Source organism: Streptomyces sp. NPDC041940, from assembly GCF_055589465.1.
Genome location: NZ_JBVJBP010000034.1, coordinates 19,084 through 36,049, shown reverse-complemented (window position 1 = coordinate 36,049; position 16,966 = coordinate 19,084). Strand labels below are relative to the sequence as shown.

The following is a 16,966-nucleotide window of genomic DNA, read 5'->3' as shown; positions in this document are numbered from 1 at the left end:
GCGGATCGGGCCTCGGTGCTTTGCCGGCTGACGGCCTGCGGCAGGATGGATGCCACCTGGTACGCACGCTTCACTCGTGCTCGTACTGAAGACAACCGCTGGAGACGCCCGGTGAGTTCCCCAGATCCGCAGGTTCGCGCAGCGCGAAACCAGTCAACCAGTTCCGCGAGTCCCGCGGCGCGCGGGCCCGTCGTCGCGGTCACCGGCGCCGCGTACGGCATCGGAGCGCTGCTCACCGAGCAGCTCGCCGCGTCCGACGAGGTCAAGCAGGTCGTCGCCATCGACGAGCGGCGTGGCGAGTGCGCGGCGGCGCAGTGGCACATCCTGGACGTTCGGGATCCGGCCATCGCGGACAAACTGCGCGGCGCCGACGTCGTGGTGCACTTGGCGCTGGATCTCGACCTGGAGACCGACGCGGCCGCCCGGACGGCCTACAACGTACGGGGGACGCAGACCGTCCTGACGGCGGCGGCCGCGGCCGGAGTGCGCCGGGTCGTGCTGTGCACCTCGGCGATGGTCTACGGGGCGCTGCCGGAGAACGAGCTGCCGCTGTCCGAGGACGCCGAGCTGCGGGCCACGGCGGAGGCGACGGGCGTCGGCGACCTGCTGGAGATCGAGCGGCTGGCACGGCGTGCCCCGCGGGCGCACCCGGGGCTCAATGTCACCGTGGTCCGGCCCGCCGTGCTGGTGGGAGGCACGGACACCGCGCTGACCAGGTACTTCGAGTCTCCTCGACTGCTCGTCGTCGCCGGGTCGCGGCCCGCGTGGCAGTTTTGCCACGTCGAGGACCTGTGCAGCGCGCTCGAGTACGCCGTCCTGGAGAAGGTCGACGGGGAACTGGCCGTCGGCTGCGACGGGTGGCTGGAGCAGGAGGAGGTCGAGGAGCTCAGCGGCATCCGGCGGATGGAGCTGCCGTCGGCGGTCGCGCTGGGCGCGGCGGCGCGACTGCACCGGATCGGGCTCACGCCGTCTCCGGCGGGGGACCTGGCGTACACGATGTACCCCTGGGTGGTGAGCGGGAGCCGGCTGCACGACTCGGGGTGGCGCCCGCAGTACACCAACGAGGAGGTGCTGGCGGAGCTCCTGGAGGAGGTCTCCGGGCGGCACACGGTGGCCGGGCGGCGACTGGGCCGCAAGGACGCGACGGCCGCGGGAGCCGCGGGCGCGACGGTGGCGCTGCTGGGTGCGGCCGCGGTGGTACGACGGGCCCGCAAGGCCCGGCGGCGGATCTGAGAGACCCGCCCGTGGAGAGACCACCCGTGGGAGCACGCCTGAGCGCACCTGCCCGAGCGCACCTGTAGGAGGCTCCAACGCCTACGCGCGCGTGCCGGTCGATAGGTCTATTCCGTGTTGTCAGTCGCGTGCGGCACGATGGGGGCATGGCAGCCACGAGTGATCACCCAGGTGAGCAGGGAGCACAGGATCCGATCAGGCTGATCGGGATCCGGGACACGGCCCTCTCCCTGGACGAGGTGTTCCGGGCCGTCGGGGACGACGCGGCCGGCGGCACCGCGCTCTTCGTGGGGACCGTCCGGAACCACGACGGGGGCGCCGATGTCGCGGAGCTCGGGTATTCCTGCCACCCGAGTGCCGAGGCCGAGATGCGGCGGATCGCCGAGAAGGTCGTCGCCGACTTCCCCGTGCGGGCGCTGGCGGCCGTGCACCGGGTGGGGGATCTCCGGGTCGGAGACCTCGCCGTGGTCGTCGCAGTCTCCTGTCCGCATCGAGGAGAGGCCTTCGAGGCCTGCCGGAAGCTGATCGACGACCTGAAGCACGAAGTGCCCATCTGGAAGCACCAGAAGTTCTCCGACGGCACCGAGGAATGGGTCGGTGCCTGCTGATCCCCGGAACCGCCCTCCGGTTGCGTAACCGCACCCCTGGCGTGAGCGTTGTCTCTGCGGATGGTTAATCTGCTGATCAGTCAGTTGCGGACGCTCAATGGGGTTGGAGGTCGGCATGGCGGCTCTCGCCTGGTTGCTGATTCCGCTTGTGGCTGCCATCGGCGCGGGGCTCTGGGGCAGTTGGGCCAACCGGACTCGCAGGTCGCGCGGCGACGGCCCGGAACTCACCGGATACGCCCGCTTTCGCGAGGCCATGGAGAAGCCCGGGCCGGGTAGCTGAAAGCCAAGGAAACAGCAGGTCAGAGACGGTATAGCCCACAGGGCCGCCCCGGACGGGCGGCCCTGACGGTGCGCTGACAGGCCCGTCCCGTACTGTCGAGTCATGCCACGCCGCACCGCGACGATGCTCGCCTCCACCCTGATGCTGATCGCGCTCCTGTGCGCGGGAGTGTTCATCCCCGTGCCGTACGCGGAGATGTCCCCGGGGCCGACGGTGAACACACTTGGCGATCATGACGGCGAGCCGGTGCTGCAGATCTCGGGGCGCAAGACCTATGCGGCCAGTGGCCACCTGAACATGACCACGGTCCGGGTCACGAGCGCCGACTACCGGATGAACCTGGTCGAAGCCGTCTACGGCTGGCTCGCGCACGACAACAAGGTCGTGCCGCGCGAGACGCTCTACCCGGACGGCAAGACGGAGGAGCAGTCGACCCAGGAGAACGCCGAGGAGTTCAGCCAGTCCCAGGAGAGCGCCAAGGTCGCCGCCCTGAAGGAACTCGACGTTCCGGTGAAGGCGTGGGTGATCGTCTCGACGGTCGTCAAGGGGTCCCCGGCCGAGGGCAAGCTGCACGCCGGGGATGTGATCAAGTCCGTCGACGGCAAGACGGTCGAGGAGCCGGCCGACGTCGCGGAGCTCGTCACGAAGCACAAGCCGGGCCAGGACGTCCGCTTCACGATCGTGCCGGCCAAGGAGCAGGCCGCCGCGGAGAAGGAGAAGCGGACGCCGACGAAGACGCAGGACATCACCATCACCACGACGACCTCGGACGACAAGGGCGAGAAGCGCGCCATCGTGGGGATCTCCGCGGGGACCGACCACACGTTCCCGTTCACGGTCGACATCAAGCTGGCCGACGTCGGCGGGCCGAGCGCCGGGCTGATGTTCGCACTCGGCATCTACGACAAGCTCACGCCGGGCAATCTGACCGGCGGCAAGTTCGTGGCCGGCACCGGCACGATCGACGACACCGGCAAGGTCGGCCCGATCGGCGGCATCGAGATGAAGACCGTGGGGGCCCGGGCCAAGGGCGCGCAGTACTTCCTGACGCCCGCCGACAACTGCGCCGCAGCCGCCAAGGACACCCCCGAGGGCCTCACCCTCATCAAGGTGGACACCATCCAGGACGCCCTCGGCGCCCTCAAGGACCTCCGCAGCGGCGACACGGCGGACCTGCCGAAGTGCGGCAAGTAGTCCGCGGCGCCGAGGACGCGTCGGAGCAAGGCGACCGGCGCGACTGAGGGGGCCTTGCGGGACCGGTGGGGCCCGAGGGTCCCGAGGGGCCGGCGAGCCCCCTCACGCCGCGCTGCTCCCGCTCTACTCCTCCTCGAACGTCGCCGCCAGCGCCTCCGCCAGGCCCGGGACCAGGTCGGAGCCGGTGAGGACCTCCGTGGCGGAGTCCTTCTCGCGCAGGCGCAGGGCCGACTCGCGGGCGCCGTCGCGCAGGACCGCGACCGTCATCCGGACCTCCTGACGGTCCGGGTGGTCCGCCACCCACTTCGTCAGCGCGGCCTGGCTCAGGCCCTGCGGAACCTGGGCTTCCGCGGACGGCGGCAGCATCAGACGCTCCACGGCGAGGGCGCAGCCGACCACCGCGTCGGGCCAGGCGATGGTGGCGAGGAACTCGTCGAGCGGCTTGCCCGTTGGAACCTCGTCCTGCTCGATCGGGGTGAGGCCGGAGTTCTCCGACTCGGCCCCGAGACCGAGCCGGTCGGCGAGCGAGGGCTGTTCGGCCCGCAGCCGTGCGGTGTCGACGAGGGCGAAAAGGCGGGCGGGCTGGTCCCAGCCGAGCCCGGAGACGTACTCGTCGATCTCGAGAACGGCCCGGGTGAGCGGGTTCGCAGCCATGGGAGTGTTGGACATGGTCACAATCCTGCCTCGTTCCTGGCCGGAATCGGGAACCGAGTAAACGGTGAGTAAGTTGCATAGGTGGGGGCCCACGATCACCGGGGGCCACGCACGGTCCGTGAAGACGCGGGCCTGACGGATCAACAGCGAACTTCGAGGTGCGCACCTTGGCTTTCCAGATGCCGGACCGCGGCGGAGGCCCGACAGGGCCGCGGATGAGAGTGGGCCGCCCGTCCCGGCGTGTCCGCACCCTGCTCATGACGCTGGGCGTCCTGGCCGTCCTCGGCATGGCGTTCACCATGTTCGCGGGCTTTTGGACGGACTGGCTCTGGTACCGGTCGGTGAACTACTCATCGGTCTTCACCACGACCCTGTGGACCAAGATCGGGTTGTTCTTCGTCTTCGGCCTGCTCATGGCCGTCGCCGTCGGCCTCAACATCTGGCTGGCGCACCGGCTGCGGCCACCGCTGAGCGCCATGTCGATGGAGCAGCAGAACCTCGACCGCTACCGGATGGGCATCGCGCCCTACAAGAAGTGGCTGCTGTTCGGGATCACCGCCCTGGTGGGCCTGATCGCCGGCGCCTCCGCGTCCGGCCAGTGGCGGACCTGGCTGATGTGGGTCAACGGCGTGCCGTTCGGCGAGAAGGACCCCCAGTTCAAGCTGGACGTCTCGTTCTACGCCTTCGACCTGCCCTGGTACCGGTTCCTGCTCGGCTTCGGCTTCGCCGCGGCGATCCTGTCCGTGATCGCCGCCGCGCTCACGCACTACCTGTACGGCGGGCTGCGTGTCACCAGCCCCGGCGCGCGCGCGACGGCGGCGGCCACCGGGCACCTGTCGGTGCTCATCGGCGTCTTCGTGGCACTGAAGGCGGTCGCGTACTGGCTCGACCGGTACGGACTCGCGGTCAAGTCCAGCGACTTCAGGGCGACCGACAACTGGACGGGCCTGAGGTACGTCGACGCCAACGCCTATCTGCCGGCCAAGACGATCCTGTTCTGCATCGCCGTCATCTGCGCGCTGCTGTTCTTCGCCACCCTGTGGCGGCGGACCTGGCAGCTGCCCGTGATCGGCTTCGGCCTGATGGTGCTCTCCGCGATCCTCATCGGCGGCCTGTACCCGGCGATCGTGCAGAAGTTCCAGGTCCAGCCGAACGAGCAGGCCAAGGAAGCGCCGTACGTCGAGAAGAACCTCGAGGCGACGCGCAAGGCCTACGGCATCGACGGCACCAAGGTCACCGACTACACGGGGACCAGCAAGACCGAGGACAAGACCAAACTCCGTGATGACGTCGACTCCACGGCGAGCATCCGGATCATGGACCCGAACATCGTCTCGCCGACGTTCCAGCAGCTCCAGCAGATCAGGAACTACTACGCGTTCCCGAACAACCTGGACGTGGACCGTTACGCCAAGGACGGCAAGGACCAGGACACGGTCATCGGCCTGCGTGAGCTGAACCTCGCGGGCATCCCGAAGAAGAACTGGATCAACAACCACTTCCGCTACACCCACGGATACGGAGCGGTCGCGGCCGAGGGCACCAGCGCCGACGCCCAGGGCCGTCCGAACTTCACGGAGTCCGACCTGCCCTCCGAGGGCGACCTCGGCACGTACGAGCAGCGGGTCTACTACGGCGAGAAGACCACCACGTACTCGATCGTCGGCGGTCCCCAGAAGGAGATCGACTACTCCGACGACAATGGCGAGAAGACCACCAGCTACAAGGGCGACAGCGGGGTCAACCTCTCCAACCCGGTCAACCGGGCCGCGTACGCGGTGGCGTTCGGCGAACCGCAGATCCTCTACTCCGGCGCCATCGGCGAGGGTTCGCGGGTCCTGTACAACCGCACGCCCAAGGAGCGCGTCGAGGCGGTCGCCCCCTGGCTGACCATCGACGGTGACGCCTACCCGGCGGTCGTGGACGGCCGTATCCAGTGGATCGTCGACGCGTACACGACGACGAACGGATACCCGTACTCCTCGCGTACGACCCTCGGTGACACCACGGCCGACTCGCTGACCGCCACCAACGACAACCGCGCGGTGGTGGCCCAGCAGAACCAGGTCAACTACATCCGCAACTCGGTGAAGGCGACCGTCGACGCGTACACCGGAGAGGTCAAGCTCTTCCAGTGGGACACCAAGGATCCGGTCCTGAAGACCTGGATGAAGGCCTTCCCGGACACGGTGAAGCCCAAGAGCGAGATCTCCAAGCCGCTGATGGATCATCTGCGCTACCCCCAGGACCTGTTCAAGGTCCAGCGGGAACTGCTCACGCGTTACCACGTGAAGGACGCGACGACGTTCCTCAGCGGCAGCGAGGTGTGGCAGGTGCCGGACGACCCGACGAACCGGTCGGGCAACGCGGTGCCGCCGTACTACCTGAGCATGAAGATGCCCGACCAGAAGGCACAGGCGTTCTCGCTGACGACGACCCTCACGCCCAACGGCCGGGACAATCTCAGCGCGTTCATGGCGGTCGACGCCGAGGCCGGCGCCAGCGACTACGGCAAGATCAGAATCCTGAAACTGCCGACCAACACCACGGTCAACGGCCCCAAGCAGGTCCAGAGCCAGTTCAACTCCCAGGAGGACATCGCCGAGTCCATCAGGCTCCTGAGAGGCGGTGACTCCGAGGTCGAGTACGGCAACCTGCTGACGGTGCCCCTCGACGGAGGACTGCTCTACGTGGAGCCGGTCTACGTACGCGGTGGTGGACTGAAGTACCCGCTGCTGCGCAAGGTGCTGGTCACCTACGGAGGCCAGACGGCCTTCGAGAACACGCTCGACGAGGCCCTCAACAAGATCTTCGGGGCGGAGGGCGCCACGCCTGAGCCACCGGAGGACGGCGACACGACGCCTCCACCGGCGTCCGAGGACCCGACGGTCAAGCAGGCCCTGGAAGACGCCCAGAAGGCGTTCACCGAGGGCCAGGACGCCCTGAAGGAGAACGACTGGGAGGCGTACGGCCGGGCACAGAAGGACCTGGAGGACGCCCTGCAGCGTGCCGAGGAGGCGCAGGCCGCGGCGGACAAGGCCGGCGGTGCCGGGGGCGGCGAGAGCAAGCCCAGCGGCAGTCCCAGCGCCAGTCCGAGTGGCAGTCCGAGCCCGAAGCCGAGCAGCTAGGCCTCCGGCCTGGTCAAATGCTCCACCCGCGCCGTGATACGGTTGTGAACACAACGGCGCGGGGTGGAGCAGCTCGGTAGCTCGCTGGGCTCATAACCCAGAGGTCGCAGGTTCAAATCCTGTCCCCGCTACTGAAATCGCGAAGTCCGAGTGACGGAGCGACATCGAAGGCCCGGATTCCACACAGGAATCCGGGCCTTCGTGATGTGTGAACGCATGTGCTGGCGGGGGCTGCGGCCGTGCCGCCGGGGGGAGTTGGGAAAACTGTGTTTGACTTGTCTCTCTGTGGGCATGTCGACAAAACGCTGTAGTGACCTCAATGGCTGCGGTATACCAGGTGTACCCAGGTTGCAGGTGGTGCGACGATGGACGTTATGGGGGACAAGGCAACTCTGTTCGAGACAGGGCGTTTTGTGCAGCCTTCCAGCCGGGAGGACACCGACACCCCGGACGAGACCGGGGAAATCGCCGACGAGGCGGCCGAGGAGCTGCGTCAGCGGCTCGCCGCGGAGGCCGGCGATGCCGAGGCGATGAGTGTTCTCGGGGCCATGCTGCTGCGCCGTGGTGATCTCGACGGCGCCGAACCCCATCTGCGTGCCGCCACCGCCGCGGGCGACCGGGCCGCGGCCAACAACCTGGGAGTCCTTCTCCACCAGCGGGGATACGCCGACGAGGCCGCCGGATGGTGGCGGATCGCCGCCGTCGCCGGATCCACGGCGGCCGCGCACGCCCTCGGCCGGCACCACCGCGAGCGCGGCGACGAACCCGCCGCCGAGTACTGGCTGCGCCAGTCCGCGGAACAGGGCCACACCCTGGGCGCGTACGCCCTCGCCGACCTGCTGGAGCACCGCGGTGACGCCGGGGCCGAGCACTGGATGCGGGCCGCGGCCGAGCGCGGGCACCGGGAGGCGGCGTACCGGCTGGCGCGGGCGCTGGACCGCAAGGCGGCGCGGGAGGCCGGCGACGACGGCGCACCCGTGCCGGACGAGGCCGAGCGGTGGTACCTGCAGGCCGCCGCGCGCGGGCACCGGCGGGCCGCGCTGCACCTCGGGACGATCCTGGAGAAGCGCGGCGAGCTGAAGGAGGCCGGGCGCTGGTACCTGACGTCCGCCAAGGACGGCGAGGCGCGGGCCGCCTGCGCGCTCGGATTCCTGCTGCGCGACGCGGGCGACACCGAGAACGCCGCCGTGTGGTGGCTGAGGGCCGCTCAGGACGGTGACGGCAACGCGGCGAACGCGCTGGGCGCGCTGCACGCCGAGCGGGGCGAGACCCAGACCGCCGAGCGGTGGTACCGGGCCGCGATGGACGCGGGCGACGTCAACGGCGCGTACAACCTCGGGCTGCTCTGCGCCGAGCAGGGGCGCACCCCGCACGCCGAGCAGTGGTACCGGCGCGCGGCCTACGCGGGGCACCAGGAGGCCGCGAACGCGCTGGCGATCCTGCTGCTGCGGGCCGGGGACGAGACGGGCGCGGAGCCGTGGTTCTCCAAGGCCGCGGAGGCCGGGAGCGTGGACGCCGCCTTCAACCTGGGCATCCTCCACGCCGGCCGGGGCGAGGAGCAGGCCGCGCTGCGCTGGTACGAGCGGGCGGCTGCCGCCGGGCACACGGAGGCCGCGCTGCAGGTCGGCATGGCGCGGCTGCGGGACGGCGACGACCAGGAGGCCGAACGGTATCTGCGGTGCGCGGCCGGGGGCGGGAGCGCCGAGGCCGCGTACCGGCTGGCGACCGTGCTGGACGCGCGCCGGCCGCCGGAGCCGGCGCACGAGCTCGGGGAGCCGGTGCACCGGCGGAGCGAGTGCGAGGAGTGGTACGAGCGGGCGGCCTCGCAGGGGCACCGGCGCGCGCAGGTGCGGGTCGGCATGCACGCCGCGGCCCGGGGTGACGTCGTGGAGGCGGCTCGGTGGTACCGGGAGGCGGCCGAGGCCGGGTCCCGCAACGGCGCGTTCAATCTGGGGCTGCTGCTGGCCCGGGAGGGGAGCGATCCCGAGGCGGCGGTGTGGTGGACGCGGGCGGCCGACGCGGGGCACGGGCGGGCGGCGCTGCGGCTCGCCCTGGTCTACGCGCGTCGGGGAGAGCTGGCGGAGGGGCAGCGCTGGGCCGACCGTGCGGTGTCTCTCGGGCCCGCGTCTGTGGCGGAGCGGGCGGCGCGGTTGCGGGACGCGCTTCGGCAGGAGCTGTCGGCGTAGAGCCGGGCCGGGCTGCGAGGCCCGGCCCGCCGCCAGGCCTCGGCGTTAAGCGATTTGCATCCGGCCTCCGCGTTCACGTAACGTTGCATTCAACGACGCGGGGTGGAGCAGCTCGGTAGCTCGCTGGGCTCATAACCCAGAGGTCGCAGGTTCAAATCCTGTCCCCGCTACTGAAGGCCGAGGGCCGGAATCCGAAAGGGTTCCGGCCCTCGGTGCATGTTCAGGAGTGTGTGTTCAGGGGCGGTGCCCCCACCGCCTCCTCTCGGAGGCGACGATCACCAGGACCGCCACGCCCGCCGCGATCGCGCGCCGACCAGGACGGCGGGCAGGGAGACCAGGAGCAGGACATGGCGGAACATTTGCCACGGGGAGGCTCCGAAGACCCGGCCGGCGTCCCGGTGGCCGTCGGGGACCGCCATGACCGCGGACATCGTGGAGATCCAGACGAAGAAGAAGACCGTGGCCGCCACCAGGGCCACCTGCGGGCCCTCGCCCAGGCCGAACATGTTCGGGGGCGACGGTGGTCATGCGGGCACTGCCTCCTTCCGCAGCAGGTCCCACAGCTCGCTCTTCAGCGCGGTGAACTCGGGGGCGGCGCGGACGTCGCCGGTGCGCGGGCGCGGGAAGGGCGGGCGGTGTTCGGCGATGATCCGCCCCGGGCGGGCGGACATCACGAACACGCGGTCGCCGAGGACGATCGCCTCCTCCAGGCTGTGGGTGATGAGGAGGGTCGTCGTGCGCAGGGCCTGGGTGATCTCCAGCAGTTCGTCCTGGAGGATCGTGCGGAGCTGGGCGTCCAATGCGGCGAAGGGTTCGTCCATCAGCGGCAGTTCGGGCTCGACGGCGAGCGCGCGGGCGATGGCGACCCGCTGGCGCATGCCGCCGCCCGAGAGGGTCGCCGGGTAGGCGTGCGCGAAGTCGGCGAGGCCCATGCGGGCCAGCCACTCGGCGGCGCGGGCGTTCGCCTCCCGGCGCGGGACGCGCTGCACGTCGAGGCCGAAGCGGACGTTGGCCTGGACGGTCTTCCAGTCGTAGATGCCGTAGTCCTGGAAGATCATGGCCGCCGGGCGTGCGCTGGACGTGTGGATCTCCAGCGCGCCGGTGCTGGGCCGTAACAGGCCGGCGGCGATGCGCAGCAAGGTGGACTTGCCGCAGCCCGAGGGGCCTACGAGGCAGACGAACTCGCCGGGAGCGACGGTCAGGTCGAGGGGGCCGAGGGCGTCGACCGCGCGGGGCCCCGGCCGAAGGTGCGCGTCAGTGTGCAGACACGACAAGCCCCGGCACGCATCGCTGCCGGGGCTTGTCGAGAAGGAGGGAGCTAGGCGGCCGCGCAGTTCGGGCAGACACCGCGGTACGTCACCTCGACGTCCGAGACCGTGAAGCCGAAGCGCTCCGAGTCCGGGAGGTCCGCCAGCGGGTTGCCGATCGGGTGGACGTCCCGGATCGCGCCGCACTGGGCGCAGACGAGGTGGTGGTGCGGCTGGTGGGCGTTCGGGTCGTACCGCTTGGCGCGCTGGTCGGTGGAGACCTCGAGCACCTCGCCGAGGGTCACGAGCTCGCCGAGCGTGTTGTAGACGGTCGCCCGGGAGATCTCGGGCAGCTTGGCGACGGCCCGGGAGTGGACCTCGTCGGCCGTCAGATGGACGTGTTCGCCGTCGAGGACCTCGGCCACGACACGCCGCTGCGCGGTCATCCGCCATCCGCGTCCGCGCAGCCGTTCCAGAAGGTCACTCATGGCCACCAGCCTAACAGCAAAGCGGACCAGGTCCCGAACAGGTGTGAGTTTAGAATCTACCTGTTGTTGGATGCTGTCTAACGTGCTTCGGTGCTGTCAGGCGGGTACCTGCTGGCGAGCCGGTACCCAGCAGCGGATGATGTCGCGGACCGAGACGATGCCGGCGGGTTCGTCGTCCTCCAGGACGATGAGATGGCGGAAGCCGCCGTGTGTCATGGCCCGTGCCGCCTCCTCCAGGGTCCAGGCCGGAGCCGCGAACACGACGTCGGTGGTGGTGTGGGCGTGGGCGCGTTCCGTGTCCGGGTCCTGGCCCAGGCCCACGGAGTTGAGGATGTCGCGTTCGGTGAGGATGCCGATGCCGCCGGCGTCGGGGTCGTACACCACGGCCGCCCCGATCCGCCGCGCGGACATCAGTGCGGCGGCCTGGCGAAGGGTGTGGGTCGGGCCGATGGTGAGGACGACGGTGCTCATGGCGTCACGGACGAGCATGGATGGAGCCACCTCCTGGGAGTGCCCCCGCCGTTTGTTCAGTGTTTCACAAGTTCACAAGTTGGGGGGACTCTCAGGGTGGCAGGTAAAGGGAGGGTCAACAAGGGGGCGCTCGGTAACAACGGGGCGCGCTCAGGGCGCGCTCAGTAGCGCTGGTTGAGATATCCGAGCAACTCGTCGTGCAGCAGACCGTTCGACGCCGCCGCGTCGCCGCTGTGCGGGCCCGGGCGGGCGTCGAGTCCGGTGAAGGTGCCGCCGGACTCGGTGACGATGATCGCGGTAGCGGCCATGTCCCACAGCGACAGCTCCGGCTCTGCGCACATGTCGATGGAGCCTTCCGCGACCATCATGTACGGCCAGAAATCGCCGTACGCGCGCGTGCGCCACACCTCTCGGGTGAGGTCCAGGAAGCCGTCCAGGCGGCCCTGCGCCTCCCAGCCACTGAGTGACGAGTACGCGAAGGAGGCGTCGGCGAGCTTGTTGACGCGGGAGACGTTCAGGCGGGAGGCCTTGGTGAGGCTGCGGCCGGTGAAGGCGCCGTGGCCCTTCGCGGCCCACCAGCGGCGGCCGAGGGCGGGGGCCGAGACGACACCGACGACGGGCTGGAAACCGCCCTCGCCGGCCTCCATCAGGGAGATGAGAGTGGCCCAGACGGGGACGCCGCGTACGTAGTTCTTGGTGCCGTCGATCGGGTCGATGACCCAGCGGCGGGGGCCGGTGCCCTCGACGCCGTACTCCTCGCCGAGGATCGCGTCCCGCGGGCGGGCGCGCTGGAGTTGGCCGCGGATGAGTTCCTCCGCGGCCTTGTCCGCTTCACTCACCGGCGTCATGTCCGGTTTGGTCTCGACCTTGAGGTCGAGGGCCTTGAACCGGTCCGTCGTCGCGGCGTCGGCGGCGTCGGCGAGGACGTGGGCGAGACGCAGATCGTCGAGGTAGTCGGGCATGCAACGAACCTATCTGCCGAGGTGGGGGTGGGGCTACAGGGGGTTTGTGCCGGGGTGTGGGGGCGTTGTGGTCGCCCGGCGTGCCGGGGGCTCGGCGTGGGGGCCGGGGCGGGTGGGTGCGCAACCCGGCGGAGCGGGGTGCCAGGGAGGCGGCCCCGGTTCAACCACCGGAGGTACCCGCGCAGGTCGGCTCAAAGGCGCCCCCGCATGCCCTCGCGAACCCTTGACAGTGGTTCCACGCGCGTCAAACCTGGGCGCAGAGCCGCTGGCCCCAAGGGGAGGCAATGATGCCTGCAGCGCGGGAATCTCTGTTGGACGCCGCCTACGCGGCGCTGGCGCGCCGGTCGTGGTCCGCCGTGCGGATGGTGGACGTGGCCCTGGCGGCCGGAGTGTCCCGGCAGACGCTCTACAACGAGTTCGGCAGCAAGGACGGCCTCGCCCGGGCGCTCGTGAGGAGAGAGACCGACGGATACCTCGCCGGCGTGGACCGCGCGCTCGCCGGCCACAGCGACCTCCGCGACCGGCTCACCGCCACCGCCGAGTGGACCGCTTCGGCGGCCCGCGAGAACGCCCTGGTCCGCGCCATGCTGACCGGCTGCTGGAGCGAACGGCTGCCCTCGCCGACCCTCTCGGCCGTGCCCTCCACCTCCGCCGTACCGGCGCAGCGCCGCGCCGACGGCCCGCTGCCCTCACCCGGCGACCTCGTCACCCTCATCCGCGACCGGGCCGTCACCGTCCTGTCGGCACCCGGCACGCCCAAGTCCGACACCGCCGACCTGTCCCGCTCCTGCGAACTCGCCGTCCGGCTCGCCCTGTCCTGCGTGGCCGCGCCACCCGGCGAGGGCGGCGTCACCGACCTGGTCCGCAGCGCCCTGCACCGGCAGCCCGGGTGACGGGGCGTCAGTGCGCCGAGCCCGACAACTGCAGCCCGATCACGCCGACGATGACGAAACTGATCGACACCAGCTTCAGCGTCGACACCAGGTCGCCCAGGAACACCATGCCGTAGATCGCCGTGCCCGCCGCCCCGATGCCGGTCCACACCGCGTACGCGGGACCCACGTCGAGTCTCCTCAGCGCCAGGGTCAGCAGCCCGAAACTGCCGAGGGCGAACACGCAGAACGCGACCGTCGGCCAGAGCCGTGTGAAACCGTGCGACAGCTTCAGACACACGGCGAAGCCGGTCTCCAGCAACCCGGCCACGATGACCAGCAGCCACGCCATGAGCCGTTCCTCCCGTGTCCCACGTTCAGTGACCGCTTGCGTTCGGCTTGGTGCGATTAGTGATTATGCACTTACCGTCCGCACGCCATGACAAACAACGCTGAGGTCAGTCGCCTTCCTTCCGCTCCCGCGTGGCCAGCAGCCGCCGCAGCGAGTACAGCCGCGCCGGGTCCGCGTGCCCCTCGGCCACCCACGCGTCCAGAGCGCAGTCCGGCTCGTCGTGGCTGCACGCGCGCGGGCAGCCCTCGGTGCCCGGCTCCAGGTCGGGGAAGGCGTGGATGACCCGGGACGGCTCCACGTGGTGCAGGCCGAAGGACCGCAGGCCCGGGGTGTCGATCACCCAGCCGTCGTTGTCCGACAGCGGCAGCGCCAGCGCCGAGGTGGTGGTGTGCCGGCCTCGGCCCGTCACCGCGTTCACATGCCCGGTCGTACGCCGCCGCTCCTCCGGAACGAGCGCGTTGACCAGGGTCGTCTTGCCGACTCCGGAGTGCCCGACGAACGCGGTGATCTTGCCGTCGAGCTGCTCGCGCACCCGGGCGATGGCGGTGCCGTCCTGCAGTTCCTCGCGGCTGGTGACGACGTAGGGAGTGTCGAGGTGGCCGTACAGCTCCAGCAGCTTGTCGGGCGGGGCGAGGTCCGACTTGGTCAGCACCAGCAGCGGATCCAGGCCACCGGCGTAGGCCGCGACCAGGCAGCGGTCGATCAGGCGGGGGCGGGGCTCCGGGTCGGCCAGGGCGGTGACGATGGCCAGCTGGTCGGCGTTGGCGACGATCACGCGCTCGAACGGATCGTCGTCGTCCGCCGTACGGCGCAGCACGGAGGTGCGCTCCTCGATGCGGACGATCCGGGCGAGGGTGTCCTTCTTGCCTGACATGTCGCCCACTAGGGCCACGCGGTCGCCGACCACGGCCGCCTTGCGGCCCAGCTCGCGGGCCTTCATGGCCATCACCACCCGGTCCTCCACGAGACAGGTGAGGCGGCCCCGGTCGACGGTGAGGACGAGGCCCTCGGCGGCGTCCTCGTGCTTGGGGCGGATGTTCGTCCGGGGCCGGGTGTTCCGGCGCCCGGGACGGGTGCGGATGTCGTCCTCGTCGGTGTGCTTGCCGTAGCGGCGCATGACGTGATCCCTGCGTCCTACGCCCCGAGCATCCCGGTCCACAGATCGGGGAAGTCCGGCAGGGTCTTGGCCGTCGTCCCCACGTTCTCGATCTGGACTCCCTCCACTGCGAGGCCGATGATCGCGCCGGCCGTGGCCATGCGGTGGTCGTCGTACGTGTGGAAGATCCCGCCGTGCAGCCGGCGCGGGCGGATGTGCAGGCCGTCGGCGGTCTCCGTGACGTCGCCGCCGAGCTCGTTGATCTCCTTGGTGAGCGCGGCCAGCCGGTCCGTCTCGTGCAGCCGCAGATGGGCCACGCCGCGCAGGGTCGAGGGGGAGTCGGCGAGGGCCGCGACCGCCGCGATGCCCGGCGTCAGCTCGCCGACCTCGCTCAGGTCGACATCGATGCCGTGGACCGAGCCGGAGCCGGTGAACGCGAGTCCGTACTCGGTCAGTTCGCAGGAGCCGCCCATCTCGGTGAAGATCTCGCGCAGCCGGTCACCGGGCTGGGTGGTGCGGTCCGGCCAGGCCGGGACGACGACCTTGCCGCCGGTCACCAGCGCGGCCGCCAGGAACGGCTGGGCGTTGGACAGGTCCGGCTCGATGACCAGGTCCCGGCCGAGCAGGGCGCCCGGCGTGACCCGCCAGACGTTCGGCTCGCCACCCGACTCGGGCGTGTCCACCTGGGCGCCGACCGCGCGCAGCATGTCGACGGTCATACGGATGTGCGGCATGGAGGGCAGCGTGGTGCCGGTGTGGCGGACCTCGACGCCCTGGTTGAAGCGGGGGCCGGACAGCAGCAGCGCGCTCACGAACTGCGAGGAGGAGGACGCGTCGATCGCGACCTGGCCGCCCTCCAGGGCACCGCTGCCCTGCACGGTCAGCGGCAGCGCGCCGCGGCCGTCGTCGTCGATCCGGGCGCCGAGCTGGCGCAGCGCGTCGATGACTCCGTTCAGGGGGCGCTCGTACGAGCGGGGGTCGCCGTCGAACCGGACGGGACCGTCGGCGAGCGTGGCCACCGGCGGCAGGAACCGCATCACCGTGCCGGCGTTGCCGACGTCGACCGTGGCCGGTCCGCGCAGGCCGGTGGGGAGCACACGCCAGGCCTCGCCGGTGCCGTCCGGGCCCACGCCCTCCTCGATCTCGACGCCCATCGCGCGCAGGGCACCGGCCATCAGCAGGGTGTCGCGGGAGCGCAGCGGGCGGCGCAGCCAGCCGGGCTCGGAGGCGAGGGAGGCGAGGACGAGGGCGCGGTTGGTGACGGACTTGGACCCGGGCACGTGGACCGTCGCGTCGACGGCTCCGCTCGCGTGCGGGGCGGGCCAGAGGGCGGTGTCTGCGGTGTTCGGGGCCATGCCTTTACTTTATAAGCAGGCAGGGAGGCGAGTAGTTCTTCGGGTGCGGCACCGTTGTGGTTGCGCGCGCCGTTCCCCGCGCCCCTGTGAAGCCGCCCCTTCGGGGCGCATCACAGGTCCAGGAGCCACCTGCCCCCACCGATGAGCGAGCACAGCGACACCGCGTGGAACAGGAAGAACCACAACCCCGCCGGCACATGCGTCAGCCGCGACAACTGGTCCGCGTCCGAGTCGCCCGCCCCGCCCCGGGCCCGCTTCGCCTGGAGTTCGAACGCCGGACGGACCCCGCCCAGCAACAGGAACCACACCACCACGTACGCGAACGCCGCCTGCACCTGAGGGCCGGCCAGCCAGGACACCAGGACGAACAGGCCGCCGGTGACGATCATGGTCAGGGCGCCGTACGCGTTGCGGATCATCACCAGCATGGCCAGGAGCAGGGCCGTGGCCAGCCAGAGCAGGAGTGTGATGCGGCCGGCGCCGAGCAGGGCAGCTCCGCCGAGGCCCAGCAGGGGCGGGGCGGTGTAGCCGGCGGCGGCCGTGAGGATCATGCCGATGCCGTGCGGCTTGCCACGGCTGACGGTCAGGCCGCTGGTGTCCGAGTGCAGGCGTATGCCGGTGAGGGTGCGGCCGGTGAGCAGGGCCACGAGACCGTGGCCGCCCTCGTGGGCGATGGTGATGGCGTTGCGGGAGATGCGCCACAGTCCGTGCGGGATCACCACGGCGAGCGCGGCGGCCAGTGTCGCGATCACCACCCACAGGTCGGGGTAGGGCTGCGTGCCGGAGACCTCGTCCCAGAGGGAGGCGAGCGAGGCGGTAGCGGTGCTGTCCATGTGCGGC

14 protein-coding genes, 2 tRNA genes and 2 pseudogenes are annotated in these 16,966 nt (G+C 70.7%); 8 read left to right on the top strand and 10 right to left on the bottom strand.

What is annotated here, in order from left to right; all coding sequences use genetic code 11:
• The first annotated feature begins 111 nt into the window (after window positions 1-111).
• From ACZ6I3_RS37470 to ACZ6I3_RS37460, 3 genes are all read left to right on the top strand, one after another.
• Window positions 112-1,233, top strand: a complete 1,122-nt coding sequence (locus ACZ6I3_RS37470; protein ID WP_469420809.1) for an SDR family oxidoreductase — start codon at window positions 112-114, stop codon at window positions 1,231-1,233.
• 146 nt (window positions 1,234-1,379) lie between these two features.
• Entirely contained in the window at window positions 1,380-1,841 is a 462-nt protein-coding gene (locus tag ACZ6I3_RS37465) for a molybdenum cofactor biosynthesis protein MoaE (RefSeq protein WP_469420808.1), read from the top strand.
• A 382-nt stretch (window positions 1,842-2,223) separates the two neighbouring features.
• Window positions 2,224-3,315, top strand: a complete 1,092-nt coding sequence (locus ACZ6I3_RS37460) for a YlbL family protein (protein ID WP_469420807.1) — start codon at window positions 2,224-2,226, stop codon at window positions 3,313-3,315.
• A gap of 123 nt (window positions 3,316-3,438) precedes the next feature.
• On the opposite strand, the gene ACZ6I3_RS37455 is transcribed toward ACZ6I3_RS37460, so the two are convergent.
• Complete coding sequence (locus ACZ6I3_RS37455) at window positions 3,439-3,984, bottom strand: PPA1309 family protein (RefSeq protein WP_469420806.1); 546 nt, start codon at window positions 3,982-3,984, stop codon at window positions 3,439-3,441.
• Between the two features lie 164 nt (window positions 3,985-4,148).
• Here ACZ6I3_RS37455 and ACZ6I3_RS37450 point away from each other — a divergent pair, with 164 nt between their 5' ends.
• From ACZ6I3_RS37450 to ACZ6I3_RS37435, 4 genes are all read left to right on the top strand, one after another.
• Window positions 4,149-7,097, top strand: coding sequence for a UPF0182 family membrane protein (locus ACZ6I3_RS37450; protein ID WP_469420842.1), 2,949 nt, complete (start codon window positions 4,149-4,151; stop codon window positions 7,095-7,097).
• Window positions 7,098-7,154: 57 nt separating this feature from the next.
• Window positions 7,155-7,228, top strand: a tRNA-Met gene (locus tag ACZ6I3_RS37445).
• Between the two features lie 234 nt (window positions 7,229-7,462).
• Window positions 7,463-9,283 (top strand): tetratricopeptide repeat protein, encoded by a 1,821-nt coding sequence (locus ACZ6I3_RS37440; RefSeq protein ID WP_469420805.1) that lies wholly within the window; start codon window positions 7,463-7,465, stop codon window positions 9,281-9,283.
• Window positions 9,284-9,379: 96 nt separating this feature from the next.
• Window positions 9,380-9,453, top strand: a tRNA-Met gene (locus ACZ6I3_RS37435).
• An 88-nt stretch (window positions 9,454-9,541) separates the two neighbouring features.
• On the opposite strand, the pseudogene ACZ6I3_RS37430 reads toward ACZ6I3_RS37435, so the two are convergent.
• The 5 genes and pseudogenes from ACZ6I3_RS37430 to hisN all read right to left on the bottom strand — a co-directional run.
• Window positions 9,542-9,792: pseudogene (locus ACZ6I3_RS37430) on the bottom strand (ABC transporter permease); the annotation flags it as partial.
• A 15-nt stretch (window positions 9,793-9,807) separates the two neighbouring features.
• A pseudogene (locus ACZ6I3_RS37425) lies at window positions 9,808-10,571 on the bottom strand (ABC transporter ATP-binding protein).
• Between the two features lie 30 nt (window positions 10,572-10,601).
• The gene (locus ACZ6I3_RS37420; RefSeq protein ID WP_215118622.1) at window positions 10,602-11,018 is read right to left on the bottom strand and encodes a Fur family transcriptional regulator; all 417 of its coding nucleotides are present in this window, start codon (window positions 11,016-11,018) and stop codon (window positions 10,602-10,604) included.
• Window positions 11,019-11,114: 96 nt separating this feature from the next.
• Entirely contained in the window at window positions 11,115-11,507 is a 393-nt protein-coding gene (locus tag ACZ6I3_RS37415; RefSeq protein ID WP_469420804.1) for a CBS domain-containing protein, read from the bottom strand.
• 143 nt (window positions 11,508-11,650) lie between these two features.
• A complete protein-coding gene (gene hisN / locus ACZ6I3_RS37410) occupies window positions 11,651-12,451 on the bottom strand; it encodes a histidinol-phosphatase (protein ID WP_469420803.1) in 801 nt (266 codons plus the stop codon).
• Window positions 12,452-12,735: 284 nt separating this feature from the next.
• Between hisN and ACZ6I3_RS37405 the strand changes: the two genes are divergently transcribed.
• Window positions 12,736-13,344 (top strand): TetR/AcrR family transcriptional regulator, encoded by a 609-nt coding sequence (locus ACZ6I3_RS37405; RefSeq protein WP_469420802.1) that lies wholly within the window; start codon window positions 12,736-12,738, stop codon window positions 13,342-13,344.
• Between the two features lie 7 nt (window positions 13,345-13,351).
• On the opposite strand, the gene ACZ6I3_RS37400 is transcribed toward ACZ6I3_RS37405, so the two are convergent.
• The 4 genes from ACZ6I3_RS37400 to ACZ6I3_RS37385 all read right to left on the bottom strand — a co-directional run bounded on the left by ACZ6I3_RS37400 (window position 13,352) and on the right by ACZ6I3_RS37385 (window position 16,959).
• Window positions 13,352-13,675 (bottom strand): DMT family transporter, encoded by a 324-nt coding sequence (locus tag ACZ6I3_RS37400; protein ID WP_189723130.1) that lies wholly within the window; start codon window positions 13,673-13,675, stop codon window positions 13,352-13,354.
• A 106-nt stretch (window positions 13,676-13,781) separates the two neighbouring features.
• Window positions 13,782-14,792, bottom strand: a complete 1,011-nt coding sequence (gene rsgA, locus ACZ6I3_RS37395) for a ribosome small subunit-dependent GTPase A (protein ID WP_469420801.1) — start codon at window positions 14,790-14,792, stop codon at window positions 13,782-13,784.
• Between the two features lie 17 nt (window positions 14,793-14,809).
• Window positions 14,810-16,126 (bottom strand): 3-phosphoshikimate 1-carboxyvinyltransferase, encoded by a 1,317-nt coding sequence (gene aroA / locus ACZ6I3_RS37390; protein ID WP_469420800.1) that lies wholly within the window; start codon window positions 16,124-16,126, stop codon window positions 14,810-14,812.
• 110 nt (window positions 16,127-16,236) lie between these two features.
• Window positions 16,237-16,959: a M50 family metallopeptidase gene (locus ACZ6I3_RS37385; protein WP_469420799.1), complete on the bottom strand. Its 723-nt coding sequence runs from the start codon at window positions 16,957-16,959 to the stop codon at window positions 16,237-16,239.
• Window positions 16,960-16,966 lie beyond the last annotated feature (7 nt).